Consider the following 18,913-nt stretch of genomic DNA (forward strand, 5'->3'; position numbering starts at 1 on the left):
GGAACCGAGCCGGAACCGAGCCGGGATCGGGCCGGAACCGAACCGGGACCGGGCCCGGCCCGAGGCGGCAGGGCCCCACCGCGGCCGAGTCGGAGCGAGTCAGCGCGAGCCGGAGCGCACCACAGCGAGCCGGAGCGAGCCGCACCGAGTCGGACCGAGGCACAGCAGAGCAAGCGAGAGAGGCAGGCAGGCCACCGTGGAGAACGCATCGTCAGCCCGACCGAACCCCGCAGACCCCCCGGGCGCCACCGCCGCACCGGCGGCCGGACGGCCCACGTCCCAGGCCCCCACCAACTCCGCGACCTCGCTGGAGTCCCCGCTCACCCTCCTCGTCAACGGCACCGCCCACACCGTCACCGCCGACCACCGCGCGTCCCTGCTGGACGTGTTGCGCGAGCGGCTCGGGCTGACCGGCACCAAGAAGGGCTGCGACCACGGCCAGTGCGGCGCCTGCACGGTCCTCGTCGAGGGGCGGCGGCTGAACAGCTGCCTGCTGCTGGCCGTCACCCAGGACGGGGCGCGGATCACCACCGTCGAGGGGCTCGCCGGGCAGGACGGCCTCGCCGGGCAGGACGGGGCCCGCGCCTCGCACCCGCTCCAGGAGGCGTTCCGGAACCGGGACGCCTTCCAGTGCGGCTACTGCACACCGGGCCAGCTGTGTTCGGCCGTCGGCATGCTCGCCGAGGCGGAGGCCGGGTTCCCCTCGTACGTCACCCCGCCCGGCGCGGAGCCCACCGGGCCGGCCGGGCTGAGCCGGGCGGAGATCCGCGAGCGCATGAGCGGGAACCTGTGCCGGTGCGGGGCCTATGTGCACATCGTGGAGGCCGTCGAGGACGTCGCCGGTGCCGTCGGCGCCGACGGCACCGGGACCTCCACCGGGACCTCCACCGATGCCGGCAGGCCGGCGGACGCCGGGGAGGTGGCCCGGTGAAACCCTTCACCTACGAGCGTGCCGCCACCCCCGAACAGGCCGTCTCCTCCTACGCGGCCCGGCCCGGCGCCCGCTATCTGGCCGGCGGCACCAACCTCGTCGACCTGATGAAGCTCGGCGTGGAACGCCCCGAACACCTCATCGACGTCAGCGGGCTGCCGCTGGACCGCGTCGAGCACACCGTCGACGGCGGACTGCGCGTCGGCGCCGCAGTACGCAACAGCGACCTCGCCGCACACCCCGCCGTGCGCCGCGACCACCCCGTGCTCTCCCAGGCCCTGCTGGCCGGCGCCTCCGGGCAGCTGCGCAACGCCGCCACCACCGGCGGCAACCTCCTCCAGCGCACCCGCTGCCCCTACTTCCAGGACACCTCGGTGCCCTGCAACAAGCGCGAACCCGGCAGCGGCTGCTCCGCGCTGCACGGCTCGCACCGCGACATGGCCGTCCTCGGCCACTCCGACGACTGCGTCGCCACCCACCCCTCCGACATGGCCGTCGCGCTCGCCGCGCTCGACGCCGAGGTCGAACTCCTCGGCCCAGAGGGGCGCCGCACGGTGCCCGCCGCCGACTTCCACCGGCTGCCCGGCGACGACCCGCACCAGGACACCGTGCTGCGGCCCGGCGAACTGATCGTCTCCGTCACCGTGCCGCCCCCGCCCGCCGGGGCGCGCTCCGCCTACCGCAAGGCACGCGAGCGCGCCAGCTACGCCTTCGCGCTCGCCTCCGTCGCCGTCGTCCTCGCCCGGGCACAGGACGGGACGGTGCGGCATGTCGCGCTCGCCTTCGGCGGGCTCGCGCACCGGCCGTGGCGGGCCAGGACCGCCGAGGAACTGCTGACGGGGGCGCCGCTCACCACCGAGGCGTGCAGCCGGGCCGTCGAGGCCGAACTCGCCGCGGCCAGGCCGCTGTCGGGCAACGCCTTCAAGGTGTCGCTGGCCCGCAGCCTGGCCGTGCACATGCTCACCGCGCTCGCCGAGGGCGGCGCGGACGGGACCAGCCCGCAGCGGGCGTGAGGAGGACGACGCAGTGAACGACCACGAAGTCCCGGCAGGCCCCGAAGGCCCCCAGGGCCCCGGCGGACCCGACGGCTCGGCCCCGCTCACCGTGCTCGGCGCGGGCGTCCCCCGCCTGGAGGGCTGGGACAAGACCGAGGGCAGCGCCCGCTACGCCGCCGAATGGACCCCGCCCGGCTGCGCCTACGGCCGGCCCGTCCCCGCGACCGTCGCCCGCGGCCGGATCACCGGGATCGACGCCACGGACGCCCTGGCCATGGAGGGCGCGCTCGCCGTCCTCACCCACGAGAACGCGCCCCGCATCACCGAACCCGACGACGCCACCCTCGACGTGCTCCAGGACGAGTGGGTGCCGCACCGCGGCTGGCACGTCGCGCTCGCCGTCGCCGAGACCCCCGAGACGGCCCAGGCCATGGCCGAGGCCGTGCGCATCGAGTACGCCGAGGAACCGCACGACGTACGCATCCACGACGACCACCCGGGGCTGTACCAGCCGGACGAGGCCAACGGCGGTGCGGCGGGCGCCACGTCGCGCGGCGACGTCGAGAGCGAGCTGGCCGCCGCCCACCACACCGTCGACGTCCTGTACGCCATCCCCCCGCTGCACAACCACCCCATGGAGCCGCACGCCGCCACCGCCGAATGGACCGAGGGGCCGGAGGGCGCCCGGCTGGTCGCCCACGACTCCAGCCAGGGCGCCACCCCGGTGCGCGACACCCTCGCCGCGCTGTTCTCCCTCGACACCGCGCGGGTCACCGTCGTCTCCGAACACGTCGGCGGCGGCTTCGGCAACAAGGGCACCCCGCGCCCGCACGTCGTGCTCGCCGCCATGGCCTCCCGGCACACCGGCCGGCCCGTCAAGGTCGTGCTGCCCCGCCGCCACCTGCCGTTCGTCACCGGGCACCGGGCGCCCACCCTCCAGCGGGTACGCCTCGGCGCCGACGCCGAGGGACGGCTGACCGCCGTCGATCACGACGTCGTCACCCACACCTCCACCGTCAAGGAGTTCGTGGAACAGGCCGCGGTGCCGGCCCGCACCATGTACGCCTCCACCGCGAGCCGCACCCGGCACCGGGTCGCCGCGCTCGACGTGCCCACCCCGTCCTGGATGCGCGCACCCGGCGAGGCCCCCGGCATGTACGCGCTGGAGGCCGCCATGGACGAACTCGCCGTCGAACTCGGCATGGACCCCATCGAGTTGCGGCTGCGCAACGAACCCGACGTCGAGCCGCAGACCGGTAAGCCGTTCAGCAGCCGCCGCCTCGCCGACTGCCTGCGCGAGGGCGCCCGGCTCTTCGGCTGGGCCGACCGCGACCCGCGCCCCGGCGTCCGGCGCTCCGGCGACCTGCTGATCGGCACCGGCGTCGCCGCCTCCACCTACCCGGCGCTCCTGGCGCCCTCCACCGCCACCGCCGAGGCCCGCGACGACGGCACCTTCCACGTCCGGATCAACGCCACCGACATCGGCACCGGAGCGCGCACCGTGCTCGCCCAGGTCGCCGCCGAGGCGCTCGGCGTCGGGCCGCAGGCCGTCCGTATCGACATCGGCAACAGCGATCTGCCCGACGCGCCGCTGGCCGGCGGCTCCTCCGGCACCGCCTCCTGGGGCTGGGCGGTGCACGCGGCCTGCACCGAACTGCGCACCTCGGGCAGCAGCGTCGCCACCGTCGACACCACCGCCGACGTCCAGGCCCGCGAGGACTACGCCCGGCACGCGTTCGGCGCGGTCTTCGCCGAGGTGCAGGCCGACACCGTCACCGGCGAGGTCCGCACCCGGCGGCTGCTCGGTGTCTTCGCCGCCGGCCGGATCCTCAACGCCCGCCTGGCCCGCTCCCAGTTCCTGGGCGGCATGACGATGGGCCTCGGTATGGCGCTCACCGAGCACAGCAGCATCGACCGGGCCACCGGCGGCTTCGTCGAGACGGACCTGGCGAGCTACCACGTGCCGTCCTGCGCCGACGTCCCCGAGCAGTTCGAGGCCCACTGGCTCGCCGAGGAGGACCCGCACCTCACCCCTGTGGGCGGCAAGGGCATCGGCGAGATCGGCATCGTCGGCACCGCGGCCGCCTTCACCAACGCCCTCCACCACGCCACCGGCGTCCGCCACCGCACCCTGCCGCACACCCCGGACCGGGTGGGCGCGGACCTGCGCGTGCCGGCCCGCTGAGCGGCTCCGGCGCTGGTCAACGCCTTCCGCGCCACCGTCGCGCGCCCGTACGCCCCTGAGAGATCACAGGTACCGGCGGGCCCGCGGCGGCGGTTGAGTGGAGTCCACGGAGCGCGGCTCATACGGGGGACGCGCTCCGCCGACCCAACGGAAGGACGATCATGCGCACCAAGCTCCGCATCGCCGCCACCGCACTCGCCGTCGCCGGGTTCGCGGGAGCCGCCGTCACCGGCGCCTCCGGTGCCTCCGCCGTCACCGGTGCCCCGGCCGCCGCCGTCGCCAAGACCACCAACGTCAAGGCGTACGACACCGCCGGCGTCCTGCGGCACCCGAACTTCAGCGACAAGAGGATGCTCAGCGAGGTCCGGCCCGGCTACACCTACCCGGCGCTGTGCTGGACCGAGGGCGCCACCGTCACCGACAACGGCGTCACCAACAACGTGTGGATCAAGATCGCCCTCAACAAGGGCGGCGCCGGCTACGTCCCCGCCGTCTACTTCAAGGGCGACAAGCACGCCGGGGTCCCCAACCACTGCTGACCCCGCGGGGCGCACCCCGCTCTCGAAGGGCCCCGCACCGACCCGGGTCGGTGCGGGGCCCGCGGCGTTCCGTCGCCGGAGCGCCGCCCGGCGCCCCACCCCCGTCGGGGCGCCGGGCCGTGCGGCAGCCCGGCTCAGGCCGGCGCCGGGCGGGAGGCGTGCGCCAGGGCCAGCCGGACGGCGCGGCACGCGCTGGTGAAGGAGACCTCGCTGAGCACGCCGGGCGCCGCGACCTGGTCCCCGGCGAGGAAGACGCCCTCGCCCCGGTCGATCCGCGGGCGGTCACGCCAGCTCGTGCCGGGCTCGTCGACGGCGCCGGTGCGGCCGTCCGCCGTGGCCTCCCGGCGGTGCAGCACCCGGCAGCGCCAGTCGGGAAACCCCAGGTCGAGCAGGTGCTCCCCGCGGCGGACGGCGTCCGCGCGGCTCTCGCCCGGGAACATCGGGAACTGCGCCTGCACCAGCGAGCTGCCCTCCGGCGCCAGCGTGCGGTCCACCGCGGTGAACCGCTCGACCCAGCCCGGCGCCTCCAGATCGGAGATCAGGAACGCGTCACCGCGCCGCCGCTCCAGCGCCACGTCCAGCAGCGCCGTCCGGCCGCTCGGCCAGCGCAGCGCGTCGTCGCCCAGCAGCCCACGCGCCGCGTCCAGCGAGGTGGCGACGACGACGGGGCCCCGGCGCAGCGCCTCGTCGAGCCGGTCGACGCGCGCCGAGGTCTCGATCCGCACCCCGCGCTCCCGCGCCAGCCGGGCCATGCGTCCGACGAGCGGGCCCCAGCCGCCCCGCGGGTAGCGCGCCTCCGGCGGCAACGCCGAGGCGCGGCGCATCCGTTCGTGGGTGAACGCCGCCGACAGCTCGCCCGGCGCGTGGTGGAACGTGGCCACGGCGGCGAAGTGCGCGGCGGCCCGCGCCGTCGCCTCGTCCGTCTGCCGGGCCGCCCACTCCAGATACGGCATCCCCACGGGCGCGCCCGTCGCCCGGCGCAGCCGCAGCAGGCCCAGGGGCGGCGTCCGGCGCAGCACCCCGCCGTCCCCGCCCCGGCGGTACCGCGCCCGCAGCCCCTCGCCCGGCGGCACCGAGGCCACCGGGCGCAGCAGCCCGCGCCGCCGCAGCCAACTCCGGTGCGGGCCACCGGAGTAGAGGGCGTGCGGCCCGTCGTTCGTCCGGTAGGGGCCGTCGGCGGTCCGGGCCCGGCCCCCGAGCGCGCGGTGCGCCTCGTACAGGGTGACGTCCGCGCCGGCCTCCGCGGCCGACAGCGCCGCCACGAGTCCGGCGAACCCGCCGCCGACGACGGTCAGTTGGGGCATGGTGCGCTCCTCGCTGGTGTGCGGGCCCGGGACGGCCCGGGCGGTGCCTGCCGGGCGCCGCCGCCGTCGCCGCGCCGCCCGCACCCCTACGACGGAGCCCCCACCCCGAAACGTGACATCCACCCGGCACACACCGCGCACGCACCCGCGCGCTTGTGAGTCCGCGCACCTGCGCGCCCCGGCCCCCTCACTCCACAGGAGGCGCGAGCCGCCAGTACTGCCGCTTCTTCGTGTCCCGTACGACGACGCCCGACCTGCCCAACTCCTCGCGCAGCTCCCGCACATCCCCGGCGCCCCCGCTCTGCTCCAGCGCGCGGGCGCGGGCCCGCAGCAGGGCGTCGGCGCCGGGCGGCAGGCCGGGGGTGCCGGGGACCCAGCGGCGGAAGGCGTCCCCGTGCGGGTCCTCGTCGGCCCACCGGTAGCCGTGCGCGGCGAAGGCGCGGGCGAGCCGGCCGGCGTCCAGGTCGCACTTCTCCCGCGCGGGCTCCGAGCCGTCGGGCGCCTGGAGGACGAGCTGCTTGCCGTCGAGGAAGGCGAGCGCGATCCGGTCGCGCGGCACGGTGCGGTGCTCGTCCTCGACCGTGAGCGCCACGGCGTCGTCGCGGACGCGGACGGTGAGCGACTCGTGCAGCCCGATCAGCGCCAGGACGAGCCCGGCCACCGCACCGAGGGCGACGGCCCCGAGCGTGCGCCACGGCTCCGGCGCCGAGGAGAGCAGCTCGGCGGGGCCCTTCAGCGGCGCCCAGGGCAGCGTCACCAGCCACTGCGCGAGCAGCTTCGCCAGAAAGCCGGCCGCGCCGCCGGCGACGGTGAACACCGGGACGAACCAGGCGCCCTGCGCCACCACGGTCTCCCGCCCGCCGTCCGCGCCGATCGCGCCGTCCGCGCCGATCGCCTCCCTCGGGCCGTGCGCCTTCCGCCCGGCGCCGCTCTCCCGCTCCATCCGTCGGGCCCCTCCTGTCCGCCTGTCCGCCCGTCCGTCCCGGGCCGTTCCGCTCACGAGTGTGGGCGGCGCGGGACCGGCGGCGCGTCAGCCGAAGGTCTACGCCGGGGCGACGGAGGTATGCGCACAGCGGCCGGGAGACGGCGGCACCGCGCCGGCCGGACGGTGATCAGACGCCGGGCACACCGGCGGGAGCCGGGCCCGGGATCATTCCCAGTGGTGCTTGTTGACTTCCTCGATCACCGGCGCACCGGGGGACGGCGGCTGCACACGCCGCCGCTTGAGGATGCTGATGTACGAGCACAGCCCGATGATGCCGACGAGAAGCAGCACGATCCCTGCCACGTCGAGGTTGAAGCCGCTGACGTCCCAGTCGACCGCGAGGGTCAGGATCGCGCCCGCGGCCATCATGCCGATACAGACGACGATGCCCATGAGTGATGCCTCCAAGGGCGGCCGGGCGGCCCGTACGCGGGCCGCGGGCCGCTCGGACCGGGTCCCCGGCCCGGAGCGAGGTGGCTGCCCGGACCGGTTCGCTGACCGGTCGCGGGTACCCCCGGCGCCGGGCGCCCATGCCCGGCACCGGCTCACTCCGCCAGGAACTCCCGGAGGCAATTGGCCAGCAGATACGGGTCCTTGGCGCCGCACAGCTCCCGCGCGGAGTGCATGGAGAGGATCGCCACCCCGATGTCGACGGTGGTGATGCCGTGCCGGGCCGCCGTGATGGGCCCGATCGTCGTCCCGCACGGCATGTCGTTGTGCGAGACGAAGCTCTGCCAGGGCACCCCGGCCCGCTCGCACACCTCGGCGAACAGCGCCCGGCCCGAACCGTCCGTCGAATAGCGCTGGTTGACGTTGACCTTGAGGATCGGCCCGCCGTTGGGCATCGGGTGGTGCCCCGGCTCGTGCCGCTCCACGTAGTTGGGGTGGACGGCGTGCCCGGTGTCGGAGGAGAGGCACACGGTGCCGGCCCAGGCCCGCGCCCGGTCCTCCTGGCTCCCGCCGCGCGCGAACACCGAGCGCTCCAGCACGGTGCCCAGCAGCGGGCCCTGCGCGCCGGTGTCCGACTGGCTGCCGTTCTCCTCGTGGTCGAAGGCGGCGAGCACCGGGATGCAGCCCGGCTGCGCCGAGCCCTCGGCGACGGCCGCGAGGGCCTGGGCGCCGGCGTGCACGGACAGCAGATCGTCCATCCGGGGACCGGCGACGAACTCCCTGTCCCGGCCGAGCCGGGCGGGCGGCTCGACGCTGTGCACCATCAGGTCCCAGCCGGTGACGTCCTCCGGTGCCAGCCCCTCCTCCTCGGCGAGGAAGGCCATCAGATCGCCCTCACGCGGCTGCCCCAGGCCCCACACGGGCGTCATGTGCCGCTGCCGCTCCAGCTTGAGCCCGTCGTTGACCTGCCGGTCGAGGTGGATGGCCAGCTGCGGCACCCGCAGCAGCGGCCGGTCGACGTTCACCAGCCGCGTGGAGCGGTCCCGCAGGGTGAGCCGGCCGCTGAGGCCGAGATCACGGTCGAGCCAGGTGTTGAGCAGCGTGCCGCCGTACACCTCGACGGCGATCTGCCGCCAGCCCTGCGCGCCGGTGTCCGGCACGGGCTTGACCCGCAGATTGGGCGAGTCGGTGTGGGCGCCCACGATCCGGAACGGCGTCGCGGCGTCGGCACCCTCCGGCACGTACCAGGCGATGAGCGCGCCGCCGCGCAGCACGTACCTGCCGCCCGCCGCGGCGTCCCAGGCGTCGGTCTCCCGCACCTGACGGAAGCCCGCCTTCTCCAGCAGCGCCGCCGCGTTCACCACCGCGTGGTAGGGCGAAGGGCTGGCGGAGAGAAAGGACATCAGGCCATCGGTATGGCCGTCCCCGAACACCTTGGCATCGCTCATACCCCCACCATACGGCGGCCCAAGACGGCCCAAACACCCACACCGGCGGGGCCGTACGGCGGCATGCGCGGTGGGCGGGGCCCCGAGGGGGAAGGGCCCCGCCCACGGTCGCGGCGGTACGTCAGAACGCCGCTTCGTCCAGCTCCATGACGGACAGGTCGACGGAGTCGGCCATCTCCCGCTGGACGGTGACCATCGGCAGCACCGAGGACGCGAAGAACTTCGCCGCCGCGATCTTGCCCTGGTAGAACGGCACGTCCTTCGCGGACGCGGACGCCAGCTTCCCGGCGGCCACGGCGGCGCCCCGCAGCAGCAGGTAGCCGACGACGACGTCACCGGAGGCCATCAGGAACCGGGTGGTGTTGAGCCCCACCTTGTAGATGGACTTCACGTCCTGCTCGGTGGCGGCCAGGTCGGTGAGCATGGTGCCGACGATGGCCTCCAGCTCCCCGGCGGCCTTGGCGAGCTGCTCCCGTGCCGGGGCCAGCTCCTCGCCGCCCTGCGCCTCGGCGAGGAACTTCTTGATCTCCTCGGAGAGCGCGGTGAGCGCCTGCCCCTGATCGCGGACGACCTTGCGGAAGAAGAAGTCCTGGCCCTGGATCGCGGTGGTGCCCTCGTAGAGGGTGTCGATCTTGGAGTCCCGGATGTACTGCTCGATCGGGTACTCCTGGAGGTACCCGGAGCCGCCCAGCGTCTGGAGCGACTGCGCCAGCTGCTCGTAGGACTTCTCCGAGCCGTAGCCCTTGACGATCGGCAGCAGCAGATCGTTCAGCCGGCGCGCGGCGGAGGCGTCCTCGCCGTTGTGCTCCTTGACGATGACCTCGTCCTGGACGGCGGCGGTGTAGAGCACCAGCGCGCGCATGCCCTCGGCGTACGCCTTCTGCGTCAGCAGCGAGCGGCGCACGTCCGGGTGGTGGGTGATGGTGACGCGGGGCGCGGTCTTGTCGGTGAACTGCGCCAGATCGGCGCCCTGCACGCGGTCCTTGGCGTACTCCAGGGCATTGAGGTAGCCGGTGGACAGGGTGGCGATCGCCTTCGTGCCGACCATCATCCGGGCGAACTCGATGATCTTGAACATCTGCCGGATGCCGTCGTGCTTCTCACCGAGCAGCCAGCCCTTCGCGGGCCGGTTGGCGCCGAAGGTCATCTCGCAGGTGTTGGAGACCTTCAGGCCCATCTTGTGCTCGACGTTGGTGGCGTAGACGCCGTTGCGCTCGCCCAGCTCACCGGTCTCCCAGTCGAAGTCGTACTTCGGGACGATGAACAGCGACAGCCCCTTGGTGCCCGGGCCGTGGCCCTCGGGCCGGGCGAGCACGAAGTGGACGATGTTCTCGGACATGTCGTGCTCACCGGAGGTGATGAACCGCTTCACGCCCTCGATGTGCCAGGAGCCGTCCTCCTGCTTGACGGCCTTGGTGCGGCCGGCGCCCACGTCGGAGCCGGCGTCCGGCTCGGTGAGCACCATCGTGGAGCCCCACTGCTTCTCGGCCATGTGCTCGGCGATGCGGTGCTGCTCCTCGGTGCCCTCCTCGTGCAGCACACCGGCGAAGGCCGGGCCGGAGGCGTACATCCACACGGCCGGGTTGGCGCCCAGGATCGTCTCGGCGAAGCCCCACAGCAAAGAGCGCGGCGCGGTGGTGCCGCCGATCTCCTCCGGGATGCCCAGCCGCCACCACTCGGCGTCCATGTACGCCTGGTAGCTCTTCTTGAAGGCGGCGGGGACCGGCGCCGTGCTGGTCTCCGGGTCGAACACCGGGGGCGTGCGGTCGCCTTCCTCGTAGGAGGCCGCCAGCTCGTTCTCCGCGAGCCGGGCGATCTCGCTCAGCACGTTCTTGGCGGTCTCGACGTCCATCTCGGCGAACGGTCCGGTGCCGTACACCGTGTCACGCCCGAGGACCTCGAAGAGGTTGAACTCGATGTCGCGGAGATTCGACTTGTAATGCCCCATGGCGACGGCTCCGTATCGGCTCGCTCGTACTTGTCAGTAGTTCCCACCGATGATGCTACCCGCCGGTAATAACAAGCAACCCCTCACCCGGGTTCTGTGACTCGTTACGCTCTGACGTATGTACGGCTACGACCAGACCGGCGCCTCCGCAGGCCAGGGGCACGGCTACCCCCACGCCGGGCACCCCGGTCAGCAGGGCCACCACCAGCAGGCCCCGCCTCCGCCACCGTACGGAGCGCAGCAGGGGGCGCCGTACGGTCAGCCCGGGCCGCAGCAGCACGCCCAGCAGCAGCCGCTCTACCCGGAGCCCTCGCCGCCGTCCCTCCAGGAGGCCATCCGCGCCTTCACCACGGGCTCGATGTCCTCCGAGGACTTCCAGGGGATCTTCTCCAACTCCAAGGTGTACTGCCCGCGCGGTGACACCCCCGGCTTCCTCGCGCTGCACAACACCCAGCAGCCGGTCATCCCCATGTTCAGCACGCTCAAGGAACTGCGCGCCTACGCCGGCAAGGAGTCCAAGTACTTCGTGATCACCGGGGCCGAGGTGCTGGACCTGCTGCCCTCGGGCTACGGGTTCGTGCTCGACATGGAGGGCGAGCACCGGGTCGTCTTCGACGCCAAGGCCGTCGAGGAGATGGTGGACTACGCGATGCGGCGCATGTACGGCTGACCCCGCAGCACCCGCAGCAGCACCCGCCGTATCCCTCCCCGGCGTCCTCCCGTCGCCGCCGTCCTGCCCCGCCCCTGCCCGGGCCCGCCCCTCCCGCCCCACCCGTGGAGCACGCCTACGGGCCCTGTGCCCCGCGGCGCCCGGGCCCGGCGCCGACGCCCGTCTCCGTCACCGCGTCGTCCCCGCCCTCGTTCTTCTCCGGGTTCGTCTCGGTGATCTCGAACCAGATCAACTTGCCCTCGCCGCGCGGCTCGACGCCCCACCGGTCGGCCAGCATGCCCAGCAGCATCAGACCGCGGCCCGAGGACGCCAGCTCGCCCGGGCTGCGGCGGTGCGGCAGTTCGTCGCTGGTGTCGGCGACCCGGACGCGCAGGACGCGGGGCCCGGCCTCGATGCCCTCCGGCCCCGCCTCGTGGGGGCAGATGATCTGCGCGTGCAGCTGGGCGTCGCCGTCGGTGTGCACCAGGACGTTGGTGAGCATCTCCGACAGCATCAGCACCGCGCCGTCGACCTGTTCCGGGTCGGCCCAGTCGTGCAGCAGATCGTGCAGCCGGTGCCGGGCCTCGGCGATGCGGTCCGGCTCGGCCTGCGCGATCGTCAGCATCGTGCGCCGCGCCGCGGTGGCGACGGTGCCCGGCGGACCCTGCGGACCGGCGGACGGGCTGGGGGAGAGCAACAGCAGGGCGATGTCGTCCTCGTGCCTGTCCAGCAGCGGGCCCGCGGGCCGGTGGTGCTGCTCCTCCGGGCGTTCGCGCTCGTGCACGATCTGGACGAGATGGTCGGCCAGCTCCTCCAGATCGGCGTCCCCGTGCTCGGCGACGATCTCCCTGACCCGCTCCCAGCCGGTCTCCAGATCGTGGCCGCCGGTCTCGATGAGGCCGTCGGTGCACATGAGCAGCCGCTCGCCGGGCTCCAGCACGAGCCGGGTCGTCGGATAGTCGGCGTCCGGCTCGACACCCAGCGGGAGGCCGCCCGCCGTGGGCCGCACCAGCATCGGGCCGTCCGGCATCTGCACCGCCGGATCCGGATGGCCCGCGCGGGCCACGTCCAGGACGCCGGTGGCCGGATCGACCTCGATGTACAGACAGGTGGCGAAGCGCGGGTCGGAGCGCTCCGGGTCGTCCTCGGCGGTGGGCAGCGCGGTCGGGAGATCGGGCACCGGGGGCGCGGTGGTCTCGTCGGCCGGCTCGGACGGAGGCGCCGAGGCCGTGGCCGGGTCGCCGCCGCTCATGCCGTGCAGGAACCGGGAGGCACGGGCGAGCACCGCGTCCGGCCGGTGCCCCTCGGAGGCGTACGCCCGTACGGCGACCCGGAGTTGGCCCATGATCCCGGCGGCGCGCACGTCGTGGCCCTGCACATCGCCGATCACCAGCGCCGTACGGCCGGACGGCAGCGGGATGACGTCGTACCAGTCCCCGCCGATCTGGAGGCCGCCGCCGGTCGGGATGTAGCGCGCCGCCAGCTCCATGCCGGCGATGACGGGCTTGCGCGCCGGACGCATGGTGCGCTGGAGCCCGGCCGACAGCTCCCGCTCGGACTCGTTGAGCATGGCCCGCGAGAGCGACTGGGCGAGCATCCGGGCCACCGTGGTGAGCACCGCGCGCTCGTCCGGGCTGAACGGCACCGGCCGGGCGAAGGCCGCCATCCACACGCCGATGGTGCGCCCGGCCACCCGCAGCGGCAGGAACGACCAGGCGGTGGCGCCCGGTTGGGCCTCGGCGGGCCGGGCCTCGGGGAAGCGCGCGGCGTACTCCTGCGGGCTGAGCAGATAGATCGGGCGGCCGGTGCGCACGACCTCGGCGGCGGGGTCGTCGTCGGACAGCCGCACCCGTGCGCCGCCCGAACCGAGGGTGGGAACACCGCCGAGACCGGCGACGGCGCTGCCGTGCGGGGCGCCGTAGACGGTGAGCTGGTTGCGGTAGAGACAGAAGACGGCCAGCGCGTCGGGGCTGAAGCCGGGCATGGCCAGCGACGTGGCGACCCGCAGCACCTCGGTCGTGGTGTACGCCTCGGCCAGGGCCCGCCCGGTGTCCAGGAGGAACGCCTCGCGATTGCGGCGCCAGTCGCGCTCGGCCGCGGCCTCGTCCTCCTCCTGCTGCGGCGTCTTCGGTGCCGGCCGCAGTGTGCCCGAGTCGGGGGCCTCGTAGATCAGCCCGACCACCGGTGCCGGACGGACCGTTGTCTCGGGGTGCTCGGGGTCGCGCGGGTGGACGATGCAGCGCACGGTGCGCATCACCGCGCCGTCCTGGTCGACGACGCGCAGCAGTATCTCGGCGGTGGTCTCCTCGGACAGCGCCAGCGTGACGCTCCCCTGGAAGCCGATGTAGTCCACCGCGTGCAGGCGCGAGCGGACGGTTCCGGCCGGGTAGGCGTACGGCCACGCGTCGTCGTCCCCGGGAGTGGGCTTCGGCGAAACGGTGCGGGTGCCCTCGTCGTTGCTCTCGGTGCCGGACACCTCACGGACGGGTCCACCGGACCCGGGGCCACCGTCGACGAGGCCGTCGTCCGCGAGGCCGAGAAGGTGAGCGGCCTGAGCGTCGAGAGTCACGCGACCCGTGGCGTTGTCCCAGGTCCAGAGCCCCGCACCCAGGGCCGACAGGACATCATCGGTGCGCATTGCACCACTTTATGCGGACATCTTCTGGTTCTGGAAACGAGTCCTGCGGCTTCCTTCGAGGGCGGTACGCTGAAGGGCGATCCTCTGTGACCCCTGAGCCGAACGACTTGGATGAATGATGCATCGGTACCGGTCCCACACCTGCGGCGAGCTTCGCGCCTCGGACGTCGGCAAGGACGTCCGGCTGAGCGGCTGGCTGCACAATCGCCGGAACCTGGGCGGCATCCTCTTCATCGATCTGCGGGATCACTACGGCATCGTCCAGCTCGTCGTGCGTGACGAGTCCAGCGAGATCAGCGAACAGCTCGGCTCGCTCTCGAAGGAGACGGTGCTGCGCGTCGACGGCAAGGTCACCGCGCGCGGCGACGAGAACATCAACCCCGAGCTGCCCACCGGTGAGATCGAGGTCGAGGTCTCCCAGGTGGAGGTCATCGGCGGCGCCGAGCAGGTCCCGTTCACGATCAACACCGAGGACGGGGTGAACGAGGAGAAGCGCCTGGAGTACCGCTTCCTCGACCTGCGCCGCGAGCGCATGCACCGCAACGTCATGCTGCGCTCGCAGGTCATCGCCAAGATCCGCGAAAAGATGGTGGCCCAGGGCTTCAACGAGATGGCCACGCCCATCCTGTCCGCCACCTCGCCCGAGGGCGCCCGGGACTTCCTGGTCCCCTCCCGGCTGCACGCCGGCCGGTTCTACGCCCTTCCGCAGGCGCCGCAGCAGTTCAAGCAGCTGCTGATGATCGCCGGCTTCGACCGCTACTTCCAGATCGCGCCCTGCTTCCGGGACGAGGACGCCCGCGCCGACCGCTCGCCGGGCGAGTTCTACCAGCTCGACATGGAGATGAGCTTCGTCGAGCAGGAGGACGTCTTCGAGGTCATCGAGACGCTGATGACCGAGCTGTTCCAGGAGCTGGGCGAGGGCCGCGAGGTCACCTCGCCGTTCCCCCGGATCCCGTTCCGCGAGGCCATGGTCAAGTACGGCTCCGACAAGCCGGACCTGCGCGCCCGCCTCGAACTGGCCGACGTCTCCGACGTCTTCGAGGGCTCGGACTTCAAGGCGTTCGCCGGCAAGCACGTACGCGCCCTCGCCGTGCCCGACACCGCGGCCCAGCCCCGCAAGTTCTTCGACTCCCTGGGCGAATTCGCCGTCGAGCAGGGCGCCAAGGGCCTGGCCTGGGTGCGCGTCGGCGACGACGGCGCGCTCACCGGCCCGATCGCCAAGTTCCTCACCGAGGACGACGTCCGCGCGCTGACCGAGGCGCTCGAACTCAAGCCGGGGCACGCGGTGTTCTTCGGCGCCGGCGAGTTCGACGAGGTCTCGAAGATCATGGGCGCGGTTCGGGTCGAGGCCGCCAAGCGGGCCGGGCACTTCGAGGAGAACGTCTTCCGCTTCTGCTGGATCGTCGACTTCCCGATGTACGAGAAGGACGAGGACACCGGCGAGATCGGCTTCTCGCACAACCCGTTCTCCATGCCCCAGGGCGGCCTGGAGGCGCTGCGCACCAAGGACCCGCTGGAGATCCTCGCGTGGCAGTACGACATCGTCTGCAACGGCGTCGAGCTGTCCTCGGGCGCCATCCGGAACCACGAGCCGGAGGTCATGTTCGAGGCGTTCGCCCTCGCCGGCTACAGCCGGGAGGACGTCGAGCGGGACTTCGGCGGCATGCTCCGCGCCTTCCGCTTCGGCGCCCCGCCGCACGGCGGCATCGCGCCCGGCATCGACCGCATCGTGATGCTGCTGGCCGACGAGCCCAACATCCGCGAGACGATCGCCTTCCCGCTCAACGGCAACGCCCAGGACCTGCTGATGGGCGCCCCCAGCGAGGTCGACGACGCCCGCCTGCGCGAACTCCACCTCTCGCTCCGCAAGCCCCCGCAGGTGAAGCAGTCCTGAATCAACTCCCCCTCGGGCCCGGAACGTTGACCCGTTCCGGGCCCGAGGTGTGTCCGGAGCCCCGCCCGAGCCGACGGCTCCGGCAAATTGACCACAAGATGTATGTTGAGTCATCATGTGAACCATGACGGAGATTGCCATCAGCGCCGCCCGGTCCCAGCTCGGTGACCTCGTGCGGCGGGCGGCGCACTCGCGGGAGACCATCGCCCTCACCGACCACGGCCACGTGGCCGCGCTGCTGGTGTCGCCGCAGGTCATAGAGGATTTCGAAGACGCACTGGCGCTCGCCGAGTACGAGCGCCGCAAGGCCGAGGGGACGCTGGAGGCGGGCACTTCCCACGAAGAGGTGGGAAGGATGCTGGGGCTGCGGTAGTGGCATACGAGATCATCTGGCAGCCGCGGGCCACGAATGCGGCCGTCCGCTTCCTCCAGGAGGACCCGCAGGGCCTCAAGGCGGTGTACGAGGCCGTCGATCTGCTCGGTGAGAACCCCCGCCCGCGCGGCTCCTTCGCCTTCGGCGGGACGGACATCAGACGGCTGCACGTCGGTGACTACCGGATCCTGTACGTCATCGAGGACGCCGTCGTACGGATCCTGGTGACCAGCCTCGGCCGCATCCCCGGCTGACCCCAACTCCCCCTCGGGCCCGGAATGTTGACCCGTTCCGGGCCCGAGGTGTGTTTCGGGTCCACCCTTTCGTGTGAAGTCCGGTGCGATCACCGGGTTGCCACCTTGTCGTCCCGAGGCACCGCACCGCAGCGAACGTGAGCGAGCCCCGCCCGGGGAGGGCGGGGCTCGGCGGGTGCGGGGTTCGCGGGGGCCTACTTCTCTTCGAGGCGGGGGAAGAGGACCGCGCCCTTGGTGACGGTCGAACCTGCCGGGAGGCGGCCCCAGTCGGCGGCCTCGGAGATGCGCTGGTCGGCGAGGGCGCCGAGGGACGGTTCGGCGCCGAGGCTGTCCCAGAGCTTGGCGCTGGTCTCGGGCATGACCGGGTTGAGCAGCACCGCACAGGCGCGCAGGGACTCGGCGGCCGTGTACAGGATCGTCGCGAGCCGCGCCTGGGCCTCGGGGGAGGTGTCCTTGGCGACCTTCCACGGAGCCTGCTCCGTCAGATAGCCGTTGACCTGCTTGATGAAGTCGAAGATCGCGGCGATGCCGCCGGCGAAGTCGAGTTCCTCGCCGATCCTGCGGTCGGCCTCGCGGACGGCGCCGGCCAGCCCGTCCACGACGGCCTGCTCGGCCTCGCCGTGCGCCGCGGACGCGGGCAGCTTGCCGTCGAAGTACTTGTTCACCATGGCGGCGACGCGGGAGGCGAGGTTGCCGTAGTCGTTCGCCAGCTCGCTGGTGTAGCGGGCGGAGAAGTCCTCCCAGGAGAAGGAGCCGTCCTGGCCGAAGGCGATGGCGCGCAGGAAGTACCAGCGGTAGGCGTCGACGCCGAAGTGGCCGGTCAGCTCCTGCGGTGAGATGCCCGTCAGGTTCGACTTGGACATCTTCTCGCCGCCGACCATCAGCCAGCCGTTGGCGGCGATGCGCCGGGGCAGCGGCAGCCCGTTCGCCATGAGCATCGCCGGCCAGATCACCGCGTGGAAGCGGAGGATGTCCTTTCCGACGAGGTGCACGTCCGCCGGGAACGTCTCGTCGAACCGGCGGCGGTCGGAGCCGTAGCCGACGGCCGTCGCGTAGTTGAGCAGGGCGTCGATCCACACGTAGATGACGTGCTTGTCGTCCCAGGGGATCTTGACGCCCCAGTCGAACGTCGAGCGGGAGATCGACAGGTCCTCCAGGCCCTGGCGGACGAACTGCACGACCTCGTTGCGCGCGGATTCGGGCTGGATGAAGTCCGGGTTGGCCTCGTAGTGCTCCAGCAGCTTCGGGCCGTAGGCGGAGAGCTTGAAGAAGTAGTTCTCCTCCTGGAGCATCTCCACCGGCTTCTTGTGGATGGGACACAGCTTCTGCCCCTCGAACTCCCCTTCGCCGTCGAGGAGTTCGCCGTACGTCTTGTACTCCTCGCACGGCACGCAGTAGGGGCCCTCGTAGCCGCCCTGGTAGATCTCGCCCCGGTCGTACAGATCCTGGACGAACTCCTGGACGCGGTCCGTGTGCCGCCGCTCCGTCGTGCGGATGAAGTCGTCGTTCGCGATGTTCAGGTGCTCCCAGAGGGGCTTCCACGCCTCCTCGACGAGCTTGTCGCACCACTCCTGCGGGGAGACCCCGTTGGCTTCCGCGGTGCGCATGATCTTCTGACCGTGCTCGTCCGTGCCGGTGAGGTACCACACCTTCTCGCCACGCTGACGGTGCCAGCGTGTGAGCACGTCGCCTGCGACGGTCGTATAGGCGTGGCCCAGGTGGGGAGCGTCGTTCACGTAGTAGATGGGGGTCGAGACGTAGTACGCCGTCGGCCCCGCCTGCTCAGATCCAGTGGCCGCCATGCCCTGAATCCTATCGGCCGCGCCGGCGCGGCCTCGCCCGCGTTCCGCGCTGTGGACGGGCGCGGGACCGGGCCCGGGCAGGCCCCCTGGCCAGGTGTCCGGCAGGTCGTCGGGCAGGTCGTCGGGTGGGGCCCGGGTCAGGTGCGGCGCAGGGTCAGGGCGGCGGTGAGGGCTCCGGCGGCGGCGCAGGCCGCGGCCGTGAGGAAGGTGACGGTGAGCGCCCCGGTGGTCCGGTGCGCGGCGTCGGCCGCCGCCGGGGCGCCCCGCTCCAGCGCGGACTGGAGCGCGCCCAGGCCCGCGATGCCGAGGGCGGTGCCGAGCTGTTGATGGGTGTCGTTGAGCGCGGAGCCCATGCCGGCCCGCCGGGGCGGTACGGCGCTCAGCACGGTGCTCGTGGTGGAGGGGCCGGCGAAACCGGTGCCGAGCCCGGCGAGCGCCAGACCGGTCGCGAGGAGCGCATACGGGCTGGTGGGGGTGAGCGCCGCCAGGGTGGCGAAGCCGGCGGCGGTGGTCAGGAAGCCGGCGACGACGGACCGGCGGGCGCCGAGCCGGGCGTGGCCGCGCCCGCCGGCGGCGGA

Annotated in this window: 16 protein-coding genes; 8 read left to right on the plus strand and 8 right to left on the minus strand. The window is 73.0% G+C overall.

Features of this window, described 5'->3' with window-relative positions; translation table 11 throughout:
- Window positions 1-196 precede the first annotated feature (196 nt).
- The 4 genes from SCA03_RS28270 (at window position 197) to SCA03_RS28285 (ending at window position 4,650) form a co-directional block, all read left to right on the plus strand.
- Window positions 197-931, plus strand: a complete 735-nt coding sequence (locus SCA03_RS28270) for a 2Fe-2S iron-sulfur cluster-binding protein (protein ID WP_078873103.1) — start codon at window positions 197-199, stop codon at window positions 929-931.
- On the plus strand, window positions 928-1,944 hold the full coding sequence (locus tag SCA03_RS28275; protein ID WP_030880760.1) for an FAD binding domain-containing protein: 1,017 nt from the start codon (window positions 928-930) through the stop codon (window positions 1,942-1,944). The genes SCA03_RS28270 and SCA03_RS28275 overlap by 4 nt, the downstream gene beginning before the upstream one ends.
- A 91-nt stretch (window positions 1,945-2,035) precedes the next feature.
- A complete protein-coding gene (locus SCA03_RS28280; RefSeq protein WP_086817163.1) occupies window positions 2,036-4,111 on the plus strand; it encodes a xanthine dehydrogenase family protein molybdopterin-binding subunit in 2,076 nt (691 codons plus the stop codon).
- Between the two features lie 161 nt (window positions 4,112-4,272).
- Window positions 4,273-4,650 carry a hypothetical protein gene (locus SCA03_RS28285; protein WP_051845996.1) on the plus strand — a complete coding sequence of 126 codons (378 nt, stop codon included), beginning with the start codon at window positions 4,273-4,275 and terminating at the stop codon, window positions 4,648-4,650.
- A gap of 134 nt (window positions 4,651-4,784) precedes the next feature.
- On the opposite strand, the gene SCA03_RS28290 is transcribed toward SCA03_RS28285, so the two are convergent.
- The 5 genes from SCA03_RS28290 to SCA03_RS28310 all read right to left on the minus strand — a co-directional run bounded on the left by SCA03_RS28290 (window position 4,785) and on the right by SCA03_RS28310 (window position 10,725).
- Window positions 4,785-5,954, minus strand: a complete 1,170-nt coding sequence (locus SCA03_RS28290; protein ID WP_086817157.1) for an FAD-dependent oxidoreductase — start codon at window positions 5,952-5,954, stop codon at window positions 4,785-4,787.
- 187 nt (window positions 5,955-6,141) lie between these two features.
- The gene (locus SCA03_RS28295; protein ID WP_212767378.1) at window positions 6,142-6,897 is read right to left on the minus strand and encodes a YqeB family protein; all 756 of its coding nucleotides are present in this window, start codon (window positions 6,895-6,897) and stop codon (window positions 6,142-6,144) included.
- 207 nt (window positions 6,898-7,104) lie between these two features.
- Complete coding sequence (locus SCA03_RS28300) at window positions 7,105-7,332, minus strand: hypothetical protein (RefSeq protein ID WP_030880747.1); 228 nt, start codon at window positions 7,330-7,332, stop codon at window positions 7,105-7,107.
- Window positions 7,333-7,484: 152 nt separating this feature from the next.
- Window positions 7,485-8,777 carry a M18 family aminopeptidase gene (locus SCA03_RS28305; RefSeq protein WP_030880744.1) on the minus strand — a complete coding sequence of 431 codons (1,293 nt, stop codon included), beginning with the start codon at window positions 8,775-8,777 and terminating at the stop codon, window positions 7,485-7,487.
- Between the two features lie 121 nt (window positions 8,778-8,898).
- On the minus strand, window positions 8,899-10,725 hold the full coding sequence (locus tag SCA03_RS28310) for an acyl-CoA dehydrogenase (protein ID WP_030880741.1): 1,827 nt from the start codon (window positions 10,723-10,725) through the stop codon (window positions 8,899-8,901).
- A 118-nt stretch (window positions 10,726-10,843) separates the two neighbouring features.
- Between SCA03_RS28310 and SCA03_RS28315 the strand changes: the two genes are divergently transcribed.
- Complete coding sequence (locus SCA03_RS28315) at window positions 10,844-11,395, plus strand: SseB family protein (protein ID WP_030880738.1); 552 nt, start codon at window positions 10,844-10,846, stop codon at window positions 11,393-11,395.
- A 115-nt stretch (window positions 11,396-11,510) separates the two neighbouring features.
- On the opposite strand, the gene SCA03_RS28320 is transcribed toward SCA03_RS28315, so the two are convergent.
- A complete protein-coding gene (locus tag SCA03_RS28320) occupies window positions 11,511-14,012 on the minus strand; it encodes an ATP-binding SpoIIE family protein phosphatase (protein ID WP_051845995.1) in 2,502 nt (833 codons plus the stop codon).
- A gap of 118 nt (window positions 14,013-14,130) precedes the next feature.
- On the opposite strand from SCA03_RS28320, the gene aspS reads away from it, so the two are divergent.
- The 3 genes from aspS to SCA03_RS28335 all read left to right on the plus strand — a co-directional run bounded on the left by aspS (window position 14,131) and on the right by SCA03_RS28335 (window position 16,533).
- Window positions 14,131-15,906 (plus strand): aspartate--tRNA ligase, encoded by a 1,776-nt coding sequence (aspS, locus tag SCA03_RS28325; RefSeq protein WP_030885866.1) that lies wholly within the window; start codon window positions 14,131-14,133, stop codon window positions 15,904-15,906.
- 124 nt (window positions 15,907-16,030) lie between these two features.
- Window positions 16,031-16,279, plus strand: coding sequence for a type II toxin-antitoxin system Phd/YefM family antitoxin (locus SCA03_RS28330; RefSeq protein WP_030880728.1), 249 nt, complete (start codon window positions 16,031-16,033; stop codon window positions 16,277-16,279).
- Window positions 16,279-16,533, plus strand: a complete 255-nt coding sequence (locus SCA03_RS28335; protein ID WP_030880725.1) for a type II toxin-antitoxin system RelE family toxin — start codon at window positions 16,279-16,281, stop codon at window positions 16,531-16,533. Before SCA03_RS28330 ends, SCA03_RS28335 begins: the two co-directional genes overlap by 1 nt.
- Window positions 16,534-16,727: 194 nt before the next feature.
- On the opposite strand, the gene metG is transcribed toward SCA03_RS28335, so the two are convergent.
- Both metG and SCA03_RS35320 read right to left on the minus strand, forming a co-directional pair.
- Complete coding sequence (metG, locus tag SCA03_RS28340) at window positions 16,728-18,335, minus strand: methionine--tRNA ligase (RefSeq protein WP_030885858.1); 1,608 nt, start codon at window positions 18,333-18,335, stop codon at window positions 16,728-16,730.
- A 137-nt stretch (window positions 18,336-18,472) separates the two neighbouring features.
- Window positions 18,473-18,913 (minus strand): MFS transporter (locus SCA03_RS35320; RefSeq protein WP_371864001.1); only part of this gene is annotated, 441 nt, incomplete at its 5' end.

The organism is Streptomyces cacaoi (assembly GCF_006539165.1).
GTDB classification, from domain to species: domain Bacteria; phylum Actinomycetota; class Actinomycetes; order Streptomycetales; family Streptomycetaceae; genus Streptomyces; species Streptomyces cacaoi.